Below are 16,684 nucleotides of genomic sequence, written 5' to 3'. Positions count from 1 at the left end.
TTTATAAGGCAAAAATATGAGTGAAAATGAATGCTCACTTCGCGAGGATTTTGCAATTGAAATAATTGGCTCTATATCTCAAGAATTACATGACTATTATTCGACATTGATTTGGGAAGCAGTTCGGTTTCTTTCAAAAAACTTAAACCTTGATCGTTTGGATGGTATGACATTCACATATGGTGATGAACTATTTCGTCAAAAGTTAAAAGAGTTTGATGAAAGACTAAAGCCATCTGCGGATGAGGGTTTTGGTGTTGCCATGACAATATCAAGCATTAATGGAGACTTTGAAAGAAATTACATTGTTGTAAATCTACAGCCTTTTGGGGTTGAATTTCTGCAGGAATCTTTTTCAGAAGAGTATGATTCAAAATCAAGAAATTTAATATATAATCAATTTATTCATACTATCTATCATGAATTGTGTCATGTTGCATGTAATAAATTGATGTATGATAAATTTTATGATTTTGCGACAAAGTTAACTGTTAAAAATGAACTTGAACAAGTGCATGTTCATACTACAAACTCTAGCTGGAATGAGTTTTTTGTTTGTAGCTTGGCAAATGAATTTGGACTGGATCAAGAGAAAAAATATGAATCAATTCTGCTTGATGTAATGAATAACTTTGAAGAAAATCTTAATTATATTTTTAAAAGTTACTTATCTAGATCAAATCAAAACGACAACACTATTTACTCAGACCTCTTCCATAATACTTATGCTTTAATACATAGGCTTTTCAAATACTCTTCCTATTACTTAGGTGATATTTTTACAAAAGAAAATGTTGAGATAAGCCAATCGATTAAAAATCATGAGCTTTGGCAATACGTTAATAGACTTAACTCTATTTTAAAAAACATATATGAAAAGATTTTATCTGAAACAGCTGAAGAAAGTGATTTTCATAAAATCGGAGAGCTGGCAGAAGAATTTGCGGGATATCTAGGTCTTATCGCTTATCCAACAGAGGGAAATGGGTTGTTTGTAAATTTAAGCATACCAACTCAAGCTAGATTGCTGAACTCTTAAAATAGAAACCCCTAGGATCTTTTATTTTTTCTATCCTTGACTTAAATATGCTCTTTGGTACATTAAAGTCTTTAATAATTTTAATGAGAAATTACAATGAGCTGGACAGATAAAGTTGAATTGAAAGAAGGCGAAAAGATCCAAAGAGGTCAGAAACGAGTGAAAGGACATTTGGGACAAGAAGAAATTTACCCATTCACGATTGTTGATTCAGAAGGACAAGAGGTTGGGAGTGGTAAATATACTGAACATTTTGCAGTTCGTGGTCTTCATAACTCGTATCATCTTGAATACACAAAAAAAGATGGAAAAAAATTTAGTGAACAATGGTCATAGGTAAAAGCATTTAATAAAAAAAGCCCCGTCAGGGGCTTTCTATAACCCTTCAAACAAAATTTTTTATTCCATAAAAGACAATCGTTAAGTAATATGTCGTTTTATCTTAGGGGATTACAATGTGCTGTGAGCAGTTAGTAAGTACAATTAAAACTTTGAAGCGTGATATAGCTTTTAAGGAGTTGCAATTAGAAGAGTTAAAAAAGAAACCTAGAACACCTGAGTTGATTGATGAAATTCAAAATCTAGAAGACGAAATAATAAGTCTGAAACAAGATCTTATTAGATCGAATACTCAATACAAGAAAAACTGCCAATAACAAAAAAAGCCCCGAGGGGCTTTCTTTGTTTTGATCCATTAAATTTTTGAATCTTTAGTTTCTTTAGCAGACATGATTTTCTTAAGTTCACGCTCAATCTTCTGGATTCTTTCTAATAGTTCTTGAGGTGTATTGTCTTCATATTCTTTATTAATTTTTTCAATTTCCTGATTCATTAGATTCATTACAAGCAAATATGTGAAATCTTCTAAAGATCGACCATTTTTTTCTGCTTGTGTTCGCAGAGAAGCCACAAGCTCAGCAGGAAACTCTAAAGTAACTTCAGCAGACCTGTCTTGATTTAGAAGCTCATCGTCAGTTTTATTCTTCTTCTCTGGATAGAGCTTAAATGGGGAGATGCCTAATGCACTAGCCAGCTTATGCACAGTACTAAGCCGTGGTCTATTTTGTAAGCCCATTTCAAAATCTGAAATTTGTTTTCTACTGACTCCCGATAGTTTCGATAGCTCTTCCTGGGTGATATTTAAACCAGAACGAAAATATTTCAAACGTAAGCCAAAACTATCATAAAGATCGGTTTTATTTGGAAGAGTAATTCTTCCAGTTATTGCATCTTCATCACTTAGGAGATCTTCTATGCTAATTTTAAATGCATTTGCAAGTTTGGTTAAAGTCTCTGCTTTAGGGTTTTTTTGAATTTCCATCTCAAAATCAGATATTTGCTTTCGGCTGACACCAGAAAGCTCTGCTAACTTACCTTGTGTTAGCCCAGCAGCTACGCGGTGTTTTTTTAATTTTGCACCAAAACCATCAATCATAATTAAAGATTTCCTATTGACTTGCACTTAAAAACTACTATTATGATAGGTATAACGATCATTTTAATAGGATTTGATATGTATACCTTTACTGTAGAAGATGAAATTGCTGATATTGTCAAACAAGCAGCAGAAGACGATAACCGTACAACTCGTGGGCAGTTCCGTCACTTTTTAATTTCAGCCTTAAAGAATGAGGGATTATACCCTCAAAATCAATCAAAAAGTGTAATGCAAACTATCACACAACAGGGAGTTGAGGCATGAACGCAGTTGTAAAGATTGAGAGTCAAGATTTAAACATTGTTGAGTATCAAGGTAAGCGTGTTGTTACTTTTGCCATGATTGACGAAGTTCATCAACGTCCAGAAGGAACGGCAAGAAAGCGCTTCAATGATAATAAGCATCATCTTGTTGAAGGGGAAGACTTCTATTTTATTGATTCATCTCTAAAGTCCGAATTTCGGACATTTGGAATTCAAGTTCCTAATCGTGGTTTGATAGTGCTTACTGAATCAGGATATTTGATGCTAACAAAATCATTCACGGATGATTTGGCTTGGCAAGTTCAACGGCAGCTAGTTAATGGCTATTTTAATGCTAAAGATTTAGTAGCCAACATTGCAAAAAAGGAAATGCAGTTCAATTTGGGTTCAGTTGCTCGGCAATGTGTGACCATGGCAAAAGCTTTTGGATTAAAAGGGAATCAGATTTATTTGTCCGCAGATCGTGCAGTTAAGCAGATAACTGGAGAATCACCTTTAGAACTACTTGGAACGACCCATTTACATGCACCAGTACAAGAACAAGTATTTACTCCAACTCAGATTGGTGAAATGTTCACCCCTAAATTAAGCGGGCAAAAAATTAATAAAGTGCTTGCTGATTTGGGCTATCAAACCAAAGAAGGTGACGTTTGGTTGTTAACTGAAAAAGGTCAGGCTTTTGGTGAATTATTTGATACTGGCAAGAAACATAGTGATGGTGTTCCCGTTAAGCAACTCAAGTGGAATCAATCGGTTATTCAATTTGTAAAAGGAGCAATCGCATGAACGAACCAAGTAAATTAATGTGTCAGCTAGCATCTATAAGCCGTGGTATGGATATTGAGCATCCTGAATATAAGAGAAAATCAAGAAGTGATTTGGCGATTAGACTACGCAAAGTTATTAAATCAGTTTCAGATCTTGAGAAGCAGGAACTCGACCAATCTTTTAGCCTCCATGCTGTAAATGATTGTGTAATAACCCTATTAGATGCAATAGAGAAAAGTGCAGATCTAGAAACAATAAAAGAGCATGCGCTGGAAATCTTTAAAGCAATGGATGAAGAACAATGAAATCAATAGGCAACAAAAAAGCCCTATCGAAACTTGGCGGAATCAAGGGCTTTAGCGTCGTCACAAAGGAGATGTAACTAAGATGAATATACCATTCGAATTCAATAATGACAAGGTTCCTGATCTACAGGACTTGTTGCCGAGTATGCCAATTGACCTTCTTGTAAAGGTCGCAGATAAAAAAGAATTCGTTTCACAAGACGAGGAAGAATTTTTAGTGAAAGCGAGCCGTGCTGCTGAGAATGCAAATGTACCCGTTTTAAAAGGGTTGAGTGCAATTGGCATGTTACTAGCCAACGCAACTGAAGAAATTCCACTTGAGACTTTTAATGATATTGGTTGGTTGATCCAATCTTTAGGAGAACAGGCAGCAGCTCTGCAACGTGTTCAAGGAGAGGCCGAAGCAATTTTAAATGCCAGTAACTTGAATAAAATCGCTAAAGGCAATGGTGGATTGATGTCTTAATTTAAGCATAAAAGGTACCCTAAGGTACCTTTTATTAGTGGATTACTGTAGTACATTCATAGTCATAAGTACTTTTAGAAAAGCTGTTGATGAATGTATTGTGAGGACTATCATTACCCAGCAGAAAAGTATCTTTACAGATAAATGCTTCTGATAAAGTTCAAGAACTTTCAACAACACCATCAAGGTGCTAAGATTCATATAATTGATCTCCTATAGAGAAGTGGGATTGATTAAATCGCCCCATGTTCTGCCAGGAATGTCTGGGGCGATTTGCTTAAGATATTATAGTAAGTAGTTTCTTATATTTCTCAGTTTGAGCGATAATCATCCACATGGCTTTGTATGGAACACAGGAATAGTGACCCCATAATAACCATAAATATGACTTTACTCATGTGGGAAAGATGACTCCTATAAAATCTTAATGACACTAACCTAGTGCCATTGCATTAACAATACAATGCCACTATAATAGTGTCAATGGGTGTGATGGAGATTTATTTAAAAATGAAAAAAATTAGAGTTCTTAATCAAGATGATTGGAAACGTACGCAAGTGCGTATGCCATTAGATCAATATGATGATGTTGTTAAATATGCAGAACAGAATAGTTTATCTCTTAATTCGGCTGTGCTCGACCTTGTCAGTAAAGGTCTGGAATATGATATGAAATTCGACCCTAGTAAATTCCAAAATGGGGGGGATATTGAATATGAGGTTCTTGAGCACTTTAAAAAAATCGGGAAACTCTTGGAAGAAAGGGATTATTTAAAATCTCCAGATCAAGTAAATGATAATTTGAGAAATAGCAAGTAAAAGCTAATGGAACATTAGCTTTCGCTATTTGGGGTTACTTTGATGTGGTTTCATCCTACGAAAGCAAGCATTTAAAGAGATATAAGCAGCTGCCTAAGTGGGCTAATTAAGACAAAAGTAAGCTACTTTCGAGTAGCTTTTTTCTTTTAAATTAGTATGATAATTCACTAATGAAAATTCAGATTTGATTATTATATTGAGGATTTTATGAAAGAATCAACAATCAGCAAGGAAGAGCATGAAAAACTTTCTCAGTTATATTTCTTTTTGCAAGACATTTCTTTAGAGCTACAAGCTGATTCTGCGATATTTAATATTGTAGAACAGACATATGATAATAAAGAGTTCGTAATGTTTGAAGATAATGTTTCTGCAAAAGGGATTCCGCTCATACATGTAGGATTAGGCGCGTTTAATAAAAATGTTTTACCAATATTAGCAAAAGTTGCATTTCAAAATATCATTTTATGCATTTGTCGAGCTTATGAAGCAGTAAATAATACCAATAGTGGTAAGATTTTAAATAAGTATTGTCCTAAGTCATTGAGAATATTGCATAAACAGTTGAATGATAGCTATGACAATGTTGTTGGGTTCCGAAATTCATATGTTGCTCATCCACTTGACGGTGAGACCAAAAATTTTGTTCCAGTTGATCAATTAGTTGCTCAAAGTAAAAAAATTATCGGAGTTAGTGAAGATAAGAAAATATCTATAGGTGATTTTTTGAATTATGTCAAAAAACTACATTTTATGAATGAGACGGATCCAAATCATTCATTCACATGGGCTATTCGCAACATGCATGATGAGTTAAAAGAAAATGGGGTAACACCTAAGAGATTTTGAGGAATTATAGTTTTACATATAAAACTGACCAATTGATGTCGGTTTTTACTGCCTAAAATTCAGAAGCACACGTATAAGAGAGAAGAAAAAGTAGCTGCCTTAGGGTGGCTTTTTTCTTAATTACAGAAAAGTAAGCTTTTTTTTTGAAGTTTGGTAGAATGATTTAGACGAGTGAGTGTTGAAATATGACAAGACCATTACCTGAAACTAAATTTAATGAACTTGCTGATGCTTTAAATGGATTGAGGCCGAATGAAATTCTGTCTGAATTCAAATATGCTCGTCTTAATCGTTTACTATCCTCTTTGGATGGCATACTACCTTATGATCAATATCAAATTCTGAAAGCTATAATTGAGCTTCATAATGATAAAATAGTTGATGCTTACAGAATTGCACAGGATGTCTTATCAATTTCTGAGACACAGTATGTTTTAGAGCAGATTTTTTATATTTTTGATAAGGTTTTTAGTGTAAGAGAGTCACTTGAAGTTTTAAACAAAATTGCTCAAATAGCTGATAAGTTGTGTATCAACATTAAAGAAGTAATGCCTAGAAGTACAGAACTGGTATTGGCATTTAATGATTACAATAACAAAATAAATTTTGACTGGAATCTGTTACATGCAAAAGAAGTAAAAAATATTATTGATTTAAAAACTGCTTTGGACAATTTGCAAGTAGATAGAGAGAACTTAAATCAATTAAATGAAATAGTGCACAAGATACTTATTGGTAATAATGTTAGATGCATCTCTACCGAGTATTTCTCAATGGATGGTGAATTACTTTTTCTGTTTTATATTGATCAACCACTCCATGAAATCACTAGATTAAATGATATTTTACTTGAAACTTGCTTATCTGAAAATATATTGGATTCTATTTACCAGTTGTCTTATTCCTATGTTCCATATGATGGAGTAAATGAGATTGAATAATTTAGATCATCTCGAATATTGCAAGCAAATATTTAACATTGAATCCGAATATAAAGAAATTAATTATAGAAATGTTGTAACTAAATCTTATTATTTTGCATTTTATGAAACGGTAGATAAGTTAAATTTATTAGGGTGGAAAAAAACAGTCGCCAAAGGCGGGGTTCATGCTATCGAGGTTAGCCGACTATTAGGTTTTCCAGAAAAACAATTGACTGATATAGAAGAAAAGTTGGCAAAGAAGTTACATTACAGAATAACTGCATTAAAAAAATTAAGAACTAAAGCTGATTATAAATTGGATCAACCAATTTCAGAAAGAATGGCACAGTATTGTATTGTTGAAGCTGAAGATATAAGTAATCAACTTCAAAATATAAATTAGTTAAATATTTAAAAATTAATGACTAAGACCCGCGTTTAGCGGGTTTTTTATGGGTGAAATATATGAAAGTCACAGTAAACGGGCATGAATATATCTTGCTCACGAAATGTCCATTACTTGAAACAACAGAGCGATACGAGTTTAAGACTGATGTGCATCAAAGTTTCGACGCATCGAGCGAGGAAAGGATTCCATTGCTTGATGCAGCACGTCAGTCATTTAACTGGTCCATGATGGCATTTAGAAATGAAGTGCCTGAAATGTTCAATGATTTATATTCATGGATGCGTAAAGACTATTTGGTGCCACAGCCTTTAGAAAATCAATTGGTAGGCAATCTATCAGATGACTTTATCGAGACTGATACAAACAATCTAGGTATCAATGTGGGAACTTTGATCCTTGTGCAGGCTGTAGGAGTTTTAAAGGTTGTAGAAGTCACTGAAATAGGGCGCTATGAGGTGATTGACGATGAACCTGTATACATTGACGGTTATCGCTTAAATGAGGCTGTAGCGGCTTCTGATGCGAAGATAATCCCATTGCGGAAGGTGATCATTGCAGGTAATCCGACTTCACAAGCCAACGGTTTGATGTTCAAGCCAACAATAGCATTGCGTGTTACTGACAATGTTGAATACCCAATGGGGGATGCACAGCACATTCAATAAAAACCAATGTCAGTATTTCGGTTTGCTTGCAGTGTATGCAAGAAAATGTGTAGTCATTTTACTTGCTGCAAAATATATTTATTTTTGATAACTTTGCGTCCTATTGAATAATTTTTAAATTAATAGGGGGTTAACATGATTATTGAGGACATGAAAAAAGATCTAAATAAATTTATTAAAGAGCATCCTTTTGTATTTTTTGGTTTACTTGTCTATCTAGGAGGTCTAGCTATTTATTGTTTTGGTTTCGCAGAAATTAACCCTTTATCTCTTAATGAAGTTGGCGACTTTCTAGCTGGAGTATTTTCTCCATTAGCCTTTTTATTTCTGTACATGGGCTACAGACAAAATAGTAAGTCCTTACAGATACAAGCAGAAGAATTAAGGCAAAGTACAGAAGCATTGCAATTACAAGTTAGAGAAATGCAAGCCTCTGTAGCAGAGCAAAAAGTTATGACTGAACTTGTTAAAACAGAACTTGAAGAGAAACATAATGCTGTTAAACCTATATTAACTGCTATTTGTTTAATAGAAGTGAATCCAGTACCTGGACAAACGCTTTTTCGATTAGAAATAAAACTGGAAAATATTAGTGCTAATGATGCTCGAAGTTTAAAAGTTTCAATTGATGATACTTTATGCAAATCTTTTGAATTGCTTCATGGGAAGGAATACAAAGAAATATTTCTACCCTTATCCCAAGAGAAATTTAAGAAGTATAGGTCTTGTTTAGATTTTGATTATATTATTTCAATTGAATTTGAAAATGTTCTTGGTAAAGCTTTAAAGCAAGGATATCTATTTACATGTTCCTTCGAAAATGGGAAAAAACACTGTCAAACTATCAAAGGGTTTTAAATAAATTTTATTTCAAAAGCTCGCAAAATTTTGTTTATGCAATTGTAACTAATGTAGAGCTGGAAGAGCTAATATATCAATTTTAAACTCAAGCTAGTTTATGGTTAATTCACTCGCAATAGCTCTTCCCAAGCAAAAGGATTCTTACTCAATTTATCCCGACTCATTGACCAATTTCGATTGGGGACAAAACAGGGCCCAATTCCTATCTTTTTCTTTCCAAATTTCTGGTGAACGCATTCCATGGCTTTCATCAGCCTTTCTTTCTTTTCAATTTCATCAAAATCTGTAAGTAGGTCATATGTGTGACCACTTTTTGGCTCAAGACAAGTCAACAACACACCACATTTCTTATATTTGATTCCTTCTTTGTAGATATGGTTCAACATTAATGTGGCAGCCTTCGCTAAGTCAGGTGCAAAGTCTGTTGGTTCTGGAAATGTATAGCTGACCGACTTGTTATAGAAAGGTACATTTTGGTCAAAAGGGCTTGATTGAACAAACGCAATAATACATCCCACCAATAATTCTTGTTCTCGTAATCTGATGCATGCTTCTTGTGCATGCATTCCAATAGCCTCTTTTAGGTCATTTAGTTCAGTAACACGTGCCCCAAATGAACATGATTTGATAATCTGCTTTTTATCAGGTGGAGTATGCTCAACCTCAATGCATGAAATCCCTTGAAGCTCAGCAACTGTCCTTGCCATGACGATAGAGAATCGTTTCTGCATCTCACGTGGATCTGAGCTTGCTAGGTCCAGTACAGTGTTAATGCCCATTGTCTGAAGCTTCTTCGATATTTTACGTCCGACACCCCAAACTTCTGAAACATCGACATGTGACAAGTAATCTTCTTTGTTGCATAGATCCATATTCACAAGATCACAAACACCATTAAAGCTTGGATTCTTCTTAGCGATGTGATTAGCTATTTTTGCCTCAGTCTTCGATCTGCCAATACCCACACAAACAGGTAATCCAATCCATTTTAGAATCTTTTGGCGCATGTCTTGGCCATACTCGTTCATGTCATAGTTTTGATAGTAGGCGGTTAAATCCAAGAAACACTCATCAATAGAGTAAATTTCTTGCTCAGATTCCGATACATATTGACCAAGTATTTTATGGAAGCGTCTCGACATTTCTGCATAGAGTGCGTAGTTGCTTGAAAGCACTTGGACATTATTCTTTTGCACAATTTCTTTAATTTGAAATAGGGGAACACCCATTTTAATGCCTAACGCTTTCGCCTCATTCGATCGAGCAACAGCGCAACCATCATTGTTACTGAGAACAATAACTGGTTTATCAATAAGGCTTGGATTAAACATGCGTTCGCAGCTGACATAACAGTTGTTTACGTCAACCAATGCAAATACTTTATTTTCGTGTTTCATTACTTTCTAGCTTTCTTCAAGATAAAAGTAACAACACCCCATATGATCAGTTGCTGTCCATCAAACAGATGAATATCTTCATAGTCTGGGTTTTCGGCCTTTAACCAGCTTCCTTCAGGTTCTATTTTTAGTCTTTTTACAGTGAAATCATTGTCGATTAAAGCAACTACAATATCGTCATGCTTAGCATCAATACTACGATCAACAATCAATTCATCATCAATATCAATACCTGCATTTTTCATTGAAAGTGACCCAACTTTAACAATGAACGTTGCACACTCATTACCAATCAAATGTTCATTCATATCGATCTTTTTGTCGATATAGTCTTGGGCTGGGGAAGGAAAACCTGCTGAAACCTTTTCTATTGCAACTGTAATAGCCATGCGCATAGAAGGCTCAATAACTATGATGGAAGATACATCAGAGAGTAAATCACGCCTGAGATGATTCTTGATTTCGATGATTTGATTTGAATGGCTCATGGCTATCACTTGAATTTGTAACATATTCAAGTGATATTGTAGATTTGGCCTAAAATGTTTTCAATTTTTAAATTTTCTGATGAAACAATGATAAGTCATAACTTGTCGCAGGTTAGTGTGCGTTTGGTCGGAATTTATGCATTTCTGATTTCGGTGCAGCAGTGTACTCATCCACAGGCATCTCAATTAAAAAGTCTTTAGCTTGATCATGGCTGCAGGAAAGCCAATCATTGCGTCTTCCTTTGGGTATCACTACGATCGACCGTTTCTCATCATCTGGTGCGTGAAATTGGTTCATAAATGGGTGGTCATCAGCATTTATGGTTAACATGCTCATTGATATAACCGGTTTACCGTCCACTGTCGCATGTTCATAAATACCGGCTACGGTGAAAGGCATGTCATCTTCACGGTAAATCCCGTACCAGTGCGATTTGCCATCTATGTATTTCGGTTCAAAAATCGTTTCAACTGGAATTAAGCAAAATTGATTTTTAGACCAGGCATGTTTAAAGCTCGGCTTACTGGCGACAGTTTCGGATCGAGCGTTATATGTGTTTTTTACTTTTTTCAGATCATCAGCCCAGTTCGGCACTAAACCAAAGCGGGCAGACCGCCACTCTAAACCGTGATCTGTTGTGATGATGATAGGTCCATCATAACCAGGGAATAGGTCTGCTTTGTACTCGAATGTTGGCTCATATAGATTTAGTAATTGAGTACGGTTTCTGGCTATAGGTTGGTAGTTTGCACACATGTTCTAATCATCAAATATGTAAGAAATTCATCTTTTAGATTGTTCTTTTTTGAGCAATAATTAAGCAGTTAATTTGTAAAATAGAGCTATTAATCTATGTCATTTTAGTCAATAAAAATTTTAACTAAGAAAAAGATATTGTTAAAATTTTGCTAAAATTTTGTTAAGGCGAAATTTTAACCAACAAAAGACCCAAGCAAAAAACCGCAAAACTCTATAAAATAAACGAAATTTTTCGCTCAATTTAAAATTTGGCTCTTTATATAAATGACTGATATAGAAATAGAAACACATCCATTGCAACCTTTTTTACCTGCGACTGCAAAGCTGCTGATGCTCGGCAGTTTTCCACCACCGCAAACTCGCTGGAAGATGGATTTTTACTATCCTAACTATCAAAATGATATGTGGCGAATCTTTGGTCTGATCTTTTTTAATGATAAAGATCACTTTTTAGATTTGCCCAATAAAAACTTTAAAGAGCAACTGATTCGTGAGTTCTTAACTCAAATTGGTGTAGGAATTTTTGACACAGCCTATCAAGTGAAACGTTTGCAAGGTAATGCTTCTGATAAATTTTTAGAAATTGTCACGCCTACAGATTTATCCAAATTACTGGAACAAATTCCAATGTGCCATACCATCATGACTACAGGCGATAAAGCAACAGATACGCTGATGTTACACTTTCCAGAGCAAGCTAGTAAGCCTATGATTGGACAGTCGGTGCAGGTAAATTATGCTGATCGAGAGCTGAATTTATACCGATTACCGTCATCATCGCGAGCCTATCCATTAGCACTGGAAAAGAAAGCTGAAGCCTATAAGCAATTTTTTGAACAAATTGGCTTGGTATAAATATAAATAAGGGGGAAATAAATGCAGGATGTCGCAAGCCCAATTGATTTAAGAAATTTCGCTGATGCTTTGGAATGGCAAGAAACGGCGAATATAAAAAGGCCGTGGCGCAAGGACTTCTTTGAGTATTATGCCAATCTCATTAGACAGCATGTTTCTGAACAATATCAGGTACTAGAACTTGGTTCTGGGCCTGGTTTTTTAGCCCAACATTTGCTCTCACAGCTTACTAACATTGAATATACTGCTTTTGATTTTTCAGAAGCGATGCATCAACTGGCACAAGAAAAGCTCAATACCGCTGAAAGAGCACGGGCAACCTATATAATTGGAAGCTTTAAAGAAACTGATTGGCAGAGTACATTTTCTCATAAGTATGATTTTATTATTATCCATCAAGCATTACATGAGCTTCGACATAAATGCTATGCAACAGATTTCCATAAAATTGTAAAAACTTTATTGAAACCCAAAGGCCATTATTTAGTGTGTGATCATTTGTGTGCAGCACATGCGATGCAAAATGATCAGCTTTATATGACCAAACAAGAGCATTTGGATGCACTTGAACAGGCATCTTTTACACAGATCAAGATGCCGTTAGAGATAGAAGGGCTGTGTTTGTTTGAAATGAATATGAATTAAGTCGTTATAACGAGCCTATATCAACTCGCTATACGTTTACATCATCCATTCAACGGGAAAATAAGACACAAAGTGCATGGTAAAACGTTGGAATCTGGTACTTTCAGGGTCATGATGATGTTCAACTACTTCACCATTTTCCTTATGTTCATACCACACAATATTACCGTTTTGATCTAATTTGAGTTGATAAGCCACTTGTAGCAAATGCTGATCAAGCATGGCGGTAATTTGGTCTTGTAAATGATCAGATTCCACCACTAAACCAACTTCTGTATTTAAATGGGCAGAGCGTGGGTCAAAGTTAAATGAACCAATAAAAACTTTTCCATCAACATCAAAAAATTTGGCATGCAAACTTGAGCGATTCTTGCCTTTAACCGGGATCACGCTCCCTGTCGCAATTTCATACCAAGTCCGTTTTTTACGTTCAATATTCGGTTTAAACTCATACAGTTGTACGCCATTTTGTAAAAGTGGTTTACGGTATTGGCTATAAAAAGAATGCACCACGGCGACATCATTGGCCACCAAGCTATTGGTCAGAACACGCACTTTAATGCCGTCTTTAGACAACTGGTTGAGGTAGGCAGTTCCTTGTTTTGTAGGTACAAAATAAGCGGAGACCAGCTCCATATGCTGTTCAGGTTTACCCATAATTTTCAGAACTTGGGCATATAAAAGTTCCTGATCTTTGGCTTGTCCTAATGCTTTATTCGGATGATCTGCGACAAAATGCGCTTTTGCCCATTGGATCGGATAGTTTTGTAGACGTAATTTTAAATAATCTTGAGCGGCTTCGAGTTTATCTTCGGTGGGTGTATCAACCTGATCTAAGGCTTTATAAGTATTTCTTAAACTTTCCAGTTGTTGAGGCGTACCAGAACCTATTAATTGTTGTGTTGAATAGCTGAGTTTATCTGACCAGAATTCATCGAAAACCTGTTCCGTGCGATCAACGGCTTTACCGTAAAATAAAATGTCCATGTCGCTAAATTGAAACTGGTCGCTGGCATCAAAATATTCACTACTGATATTGCGCCCACCCGTTACTGCGATTGAATGATCGGCAATAGTGAGCTTATTGTGCATACGATGATTAATCTGTTTCAGTCTAAATACATAATCAATAAAACGTAAGTGCCTAAACTTATAAGGATTGAAAATACGGATTTCAAAATTTGGATGCTGGGCGAGGGCTTTTAAGGTTTTATCTAGTTTTATGCCATTCTGATCATCAATCAATAAACGGACTTTTACTCCGCGATCAGCTGCTTTGAGCAACTCATGCAGCATCATGTTGCCAATGGCATCGTCATTCCAAATATAATATTGTAAATCCAATTGATGCTTGGCATTTCGAATTAAATGAATACGGGAAGCAATACTTAAAAAGGCATCATCCAATGCTAAAAATGCAGTTAAACCTTTTTCAATATTAAGATCGGCTTGTGGATCATTCATCCACTTTGTTTTCGTATGCAAGGAGTTACTCCGATCATGGTTCTGATTGGGTGGCAAAGAACAGCCACCAATTCCTAACATGATAACAAGTGTCATTATCTTAAAATGGTATGAATTGTTTATCATTTTATTGATCAAGCGTGTGGATCCAACAGTAATGTATAGATGATTGATTTTCTTATATATCTAAATGCCGTTTTGTTCCAAGGGTGAAATGTAATTATAAAGATAATCAATGGGTTATCATTTTAATAATCTAATTTTCTATGTAAATACACTCCAATGGACACAGCCTTAATAGAATCTAGATCAACAAATATTGAGCTTAAGTACTATACTGGTGTATAGTATATTTTTAGATTTAATGTGGTCAACATTATGCCTAAACAGTTAGAGGATAAAAAAAAGATTCTCACGCGTGTAAGACGAATTCAAGGTCAGGTTCAGAGTGTGGAACGTGCATTGGAAAATGACACAGAATGTGCTGATATTTTGCAGCAAATCTGTGCAGTTCGTGGAGCATTAAATGGTTTGATGACGGAACTTCTCGAAATTCACCTCAAAGATACCTTAGTTGTTGGTGAATCGTCCGAGTTGCAACGCAGTCAAGAGCTCATTCAAGTCAGTAAAATTCTTAAATCTTATTTAAAGTAAAATTCAGGAGTGTCATTGTGATTAAATCTCGTGCAGCCGTTGCCTTTGCCGCAGGCGAACCATTACAAATCGTAGAGCTTGATGTTGAACCACCTAAAGCGGGTGAAGTCCTGATTAAAATTACCCATACAGGAGTGTGCCATACCGATGCCTTCACTTTATCAGGTGATGATCCAGAAGGTGTTTTCCCAGCAGTGTTGGGTCATGAAGGTGCTGGAGTAGTGGTGCAAGTTGGTGAAGGTGTGACCAGTGTTGCAGTCGGTGACCATGTGATTCCGTTGTATACCGCTGAATGTAAGGAATGTTTGTTCTGTAAATCGGGAAAAACCAATTTATGCGTTGCTGTTCGTGCAACTCAAGGTAAAGGTGTGATGCCAGATGGCACAACACGTTTTTCTTATAATGGACAACCGATTTATCACTATATGGGTTGTTCAACCTTTAGTGAATATACCGTCGTTGCAGAAGTGTCTTTGGCAAAAATTAATCCAGAAGCCAACCATGAACAAGTGTGTTTACTCGGTTGTGGTGTAACCACAGGGATTGGTGCGGTACATAACACGGCGAAGGTACAAGAGGGCGATAGCGTTGCTGTGTTTGGTTTGGGTGGTATTGGTCTTGCTGTAGTACAAGGTGCACGTCAGGCCAAAGCTGGACGTATTATTGTAGTAGATACCAATCCAGATAAATTTGAACTGGCAAAGCAGTTTGGTGCAACTGACTTCTTAAATCCAAAAGATTATGATCAGCCAATTCAACAAGTGATTGTTGAAATGACAGGTTGGGGCGTTGACCATTCTTTTGAATGTATCGGCAATACCAATGTGATGCGTTCAGCTTTGGAATGCGCACATCGCGGTTGGGGACAATCGGTGATTATTGGGGTTGCAGGTGCAGGTCAGGAAATTTCAACACGTCCATTCCAGTTGGTGACAGGACGTAAATGGATGGGAACTGCTTTCGGTGGGGTAAAAGGCCGTAGCCAATTACCGAAAATGGTAGAAGATGCAATGAAAGGTGAAATTGAGTTGGCACCATTTGTAACGCATACCATGCCGTTGGACGATATTAATCATGCCTTTGACCTAATGCATGAAGGTAAGTCGATTCGTACCGTGATTCACTTCTAATTTAAAAATGATAGGATTTGATGATGTCAAATACATCATCAAATCTTGGGTAATATGCAATGTCAAAAGCACAATTAAAGTTACACGTGCGAATCTTATCTGATGAGCAGATTGCTTTCGGTCCGGGTAAAGCTGAGCTACTTGAAGCAATCCATCGTACAGGATCAATATCCCAAGCCGCGAAATCTATGGATATGAGTTATCGCCGTGCATGGCAATTGGTGGATACCATGAATCAATGCTTTCATTCCAATCTGGTCGATACCCAAACAGGCGGAACGCATGGTGGTGGTGCAGTGCTAACCGAATTGGGGCAAGTGGTGCTCAAGAAATTTAGAGCAATGGAGCAGCAAGCAATTCAGGCTGTTGCAACTGAGTTTGAAGATTTAGCCAATTATCTAAAAGTAAATAAATAATCTTATAAATATAAATAATTTAAACAGTATTTCATCATCTTTGTTTTGATTCTTTCTTTCTCAATAAAAA

General features: G+C 35.9%; 23 protein-coding genes. 18 read left to right on the top strand and 5 right to left on the bottom strand.

Features of this window, described 5'->3' with window-relative positions:
• Positions 1 to 16 precede the first annotated feature (16 nt).
• The 3 genes from F902_RS12315 (at position 17) to F902_RS12305 (ending at position 1,695) form a co-directional block, all read left to right on the top strand.
• On the top strand, positions 17 to 1,039 hold the full coding sequence (locus F902_RS12315) for a hypothetical protein (RefSeq protein WP_005203851.1): 1,023 nt from the start codon (positions 17 to 19) through the stop codon (positions 1,037 to 1,039).
• Between the two features lie 96 nt (positions 1,040 to 1,135).
• Positions 1,136 to 1,375 carry a hypothetical protein gene (locus F902_RS12310; protein WP_005203850.1) on the top strand — a complete coding sequence of 80 codons (240 nt, stop codon included), beginning with the start codon at positions 1,136 to 1,138 and terminating at the stop codon, positions 1,373 to 1,375.
• Between the two features lie 119 nt (positions 1,376 to 1,494).
• Entirely contained in the window at positions 1,495 to 1,695 is a 201-nt protein-coding gene (locus tag F902_RS12305; RefSeq protein WP_005203849.1) for a hypothetical protein, read from the top strand.
• 38 nt (positions 1,696 to 1,733) lie between these two features.
• On the opposite strand, the gene F902_RS12300 is transcribed toward F902_RS12305, so the two are convergent.
• Positions 1,734 to 2,474 (bottom strand): helix-turn-helix domain-containing protein, encoded by a 741-nt coding sequence (locus tag F902_RS12300; protein ID WP_005203848.1) that lies wholly within the window; start codon positions 2,472 to 2,474, stop codon positions 1,734 to 1,736.
• Between the two features lie 78 nt (positions 2,475 to 2,552).
• Between F902_RS12300 and F902_RS12295 the strand changes: the two genes are divergently transcribed.
• The 10 genes from F902_RS12295 to F902_RS12250 all read left to right on the top strand — a co-directional run bounded on the left by F902_RS12295 (position 2,553) and on the right by F902_RS12250 (position 8,802).
• Entirely contained in the window at positions 2,553 to 2,741 is a 189-nt protein-coding gene (locus F902_RS12295) for a hypothetical protein (RefSeq protein ID WP_005203847.1), read from the top strand.
• Positions 2,738 to 3,526 (top strand): ORF6N domain-containing protein, encoded by a 789-nt coding sequence (locus F902_RS12290; RefSeq protein ID WP_005203846.1) that lies wholly within the window; start codon positions 2,738 to 2,740, stop codon positions 3,524 to 3,526. The genes F902_RS12295 and F902_RS12290 overlap by 4 nt, the downstream gene beginning before the upstream one ends.
• The gene (locus F902_RS12285; protein ID WP_005203844.1) at positions 3,523 to 3,813 is read left to right on the top strand and encodes a hypothetical protein; all 291 of its coding nucleotides are present in this window, start codon (positions 3,523 to 3,525) and stop codon (positions 3,811 to 3,813) included. Before F902_RS12290 ends, F902_RS12285 begins: the two co-directional genes overlap by 4 nt.
• 82 nt (positions 3,814 to 3,895) lie before the next feature.
• Positions 3,896 to 4,279, top strand: a complete 384-nt coding sequence (locus F902_RS12280) for a hypothetical protein (RefSeq protein WP_005203843.1) — start codon at positions 3,896 to 3,898, stop codon at positions 4,277 to 4,279.
• A gap of 510 nt (positions 4,280 to 4,789) precedes the next feature.
• On the top strand, positions 4,790 to 5,098 hold the full coding sequence (locus F902_RS12275) for a hypothetical protein (protein WP_017401890.1): 309 nt from the start codon (positions 4,790 to 4,792) through the stop codon (positions 5,096 to 5,098).
• A gap of 207 nt (positions 5,099 to 5,305) precedes the next feature.
• Complete coding sequence (locus F902_RS12270) at positions 5,306 to 5,947, top strand: integron-associated HEPN domain-containing protein (protein ID WP_005203835.1); 642 nt, start codon at positions 5,306 to 5,308, stop codon at positions 5,945 to 5,947.
• A 185-nt stretch (positions 5,948 to 6,132) separates the two neighbouring features.
• Positions 6,133 to 6,888 (top strand): hypothetical protein, encoded by a 756-nt coding sequence (locus F902_RS12265; RefSeq protein ID WP_005203834.1) that lies wholly within the window; start codon positions 6,133 to 6,135, stop codon positions 6,886 to 6,888.
• Entirely contained in the window at positions 6,875 to 7,273 is a 399-nt protein-coding gene (locus F902_RS12260; RefSeq protein WP_017401891.1) for a hypothetical protein, read from the top strand. Before F902_RS12265 ends, F902_RS12260 begins: the two co-directional genes overlap by 14 nt.
• A 62-nt stretch (positions 7,274 to 7,335) precedes the next feature.
• A complete protein-coding gene (locus F902_RS12255) occupies positions 7,336 to 7,944 on the top strand; it encodes a hypothetical protein (protein ID WP_005203832.1) in 609 nt (202 codons plus the stop codon).
• Between the two features lie 135 nt (positions 7,945 to 8,079).
• Positions 8,080 to 8,802 carry a hypothetical protein gene (locus F902_RS12250; RefSeq protein WP_005203831.1) on the top strand — a complete coding sequence of 241 codons (723 nt, stop codon included), beginning with the start codon at positions 8,080 to 8,082 and terminating at the stop codon, positions 8,800 to 8,802.
• Between the two features lie 104 nt (positions 8,803 to 8,906).
• Here the strand turns inward: F902_RS12250 and F902_RS12245 are convergent, their stop codons facing one another.
• From F902_RS12245 to F902_RS12235, 3 genes are all read right to left on the bottom strand, one after another.
• Entirely contained in the window at positions 8,907 to 10,202 is a 1,296-nt protein-coding gene (locus tag F902_RS12245) for a Y-family DNA polymerase (RefSeq protein WP_005203829.1), read from the bottom strand.
• On the bottom strand, positions 10,202 to 10,690 hold the full coding sequence (locus tag F902_RS12240) for a LexA family protein (protein WP_026057449.1): 489 nt from the start codon (positions 10,688 to 10,690) through the stop codon (positions 10,202 to 10,204). The genes F902_RS12245 and F902_RS12240 overlap by 1 nt, the downstream gene beginning before the upstream one ends.
• Positions 10,691 to 10,802: 112 nt before the next feature.
• A complete protein-coding gene (locus tag F902_RS12235) occupies positions 10,803 to 11,447 on the bottom strand; it encodes an SOS response-associated peptidase (protein ID WP_005203826.1) in 645 nt (214 codons plus the stop codon).
• Positions 11,448 to 11,714: 267 nt separating this feature from the next.
• Between F902_RS12235 and F902_RS12230 the strand changes: the two genes are divergently transcribed.
• The gene (locus F902_RS12230) at positions 11,715 to 12,305 is read left to right on the top strand and encodes a uracil-DNA glycosylase family protein (RefSeq protein WP_005203825.1); all 591 of its coding nucleotides are present in this window, start codon (positions 11,715 to 11,717) and stop codon (positions 12,303 to 12,305) included.
• A 21-nt stretch (positions 12,306 to 12,326) separates the two neighbouring features.
• Positions 12,327 to 12,950: a class I SAM-dependent methyltransferase gene (locus F902_RS12225; protein WP_005203824.1), complete on the top strand. Its 624-nt coding sequence runs from the start codon at positions 12,327 to 12,329 to the stop codon at positions 12,948 to 12,950.
• 36 nt (positions 12,951 to 12,986) lie between these two features.
• On the opposite strand, the gene F902_RS12220 is transcribed toward F902_RS12225, so the two are convergent.
• On the bottom strand, positions 12,987 to 14,495 hold the full coding sequence (locus tag F902_RS12220; RefSeq protein ID WP_005203822.1) for a phospholipase D family protein: 1,509 nt from the start codon (positions 14,493 to 14,495) through the stop codon (positions 12,987 to 12,989).
• Positions 14,496 to 14,792: 297 nt separating this feature from the next.
• Here F902_RS12220 and F902_RS12215 point away from each other — a divergent pair, with 297 nt between their 5' ends.
• The 3 genes from F902_RS12215 to F902_RS12205 are packed head-to-tail and all read left to right on the top strand — an operon-like array spanning position 14,793 to position 16,614.
• The gene (locus F902_RS12215; RefSeq protein ID WP_004653592.1) at positions 14,793 to 15,068 is read left to right on the top strand and encodes a metal/formaldehyde-sensitive transcriptional repressor; all 276 of its coding nucleotides are present in this window, start codon (positions 14,793 to 14,795) and stop codon (positions 15,066 to 15,068) included.
• Between the two features lie 20 nt (positions 15,069 to 15,088).
• Positions 15,089 to 16,198 carry an S-(hydroxymethyl)glutathione dehydrogenase/class III alcohol dehydrogenase gene (locus F902_RS12210; RefSeq protein WP_026057450.1) on the top strand — a complete coding sequence of 370 codons (1,110 nt, stop codon included), beginning with the start codon at positions 15,089 to 15,091 and terminating at the stop codon, positions 16,196 to 16,198.
• 59 nt (positions 16,199 to 16,257) lie between these two features.
• On the top strand, positions 16,258 to 16,614 hold the full coding sequence (locus tag F902_RS12205) for a winged helix-turn-helix domain-containing protein (protein WP_005203818.1): 357 nt from the start codon (positions 16,258 to 16,260) through the stop codon (positions 16,612 to 16,614).
• Positions 16,615 to 16,684 lie beyond the last annotated feature (70 nt).

The organism is Acinetobacter higginsii, assembly GCF_000369525.1.
Taxonomy (GTDB): domain Bacteria; phylum Pseudomonadota; class Gammaproteobacteria; order Pseudomonadales; family Moraxellaceae; genus Acinetobacter; species Acinetobacter higginsii.
Note: the sequence above shows the minus strand (reverse complement) of the source record. Positions and strands in the feature narration are given on the sequence as shown.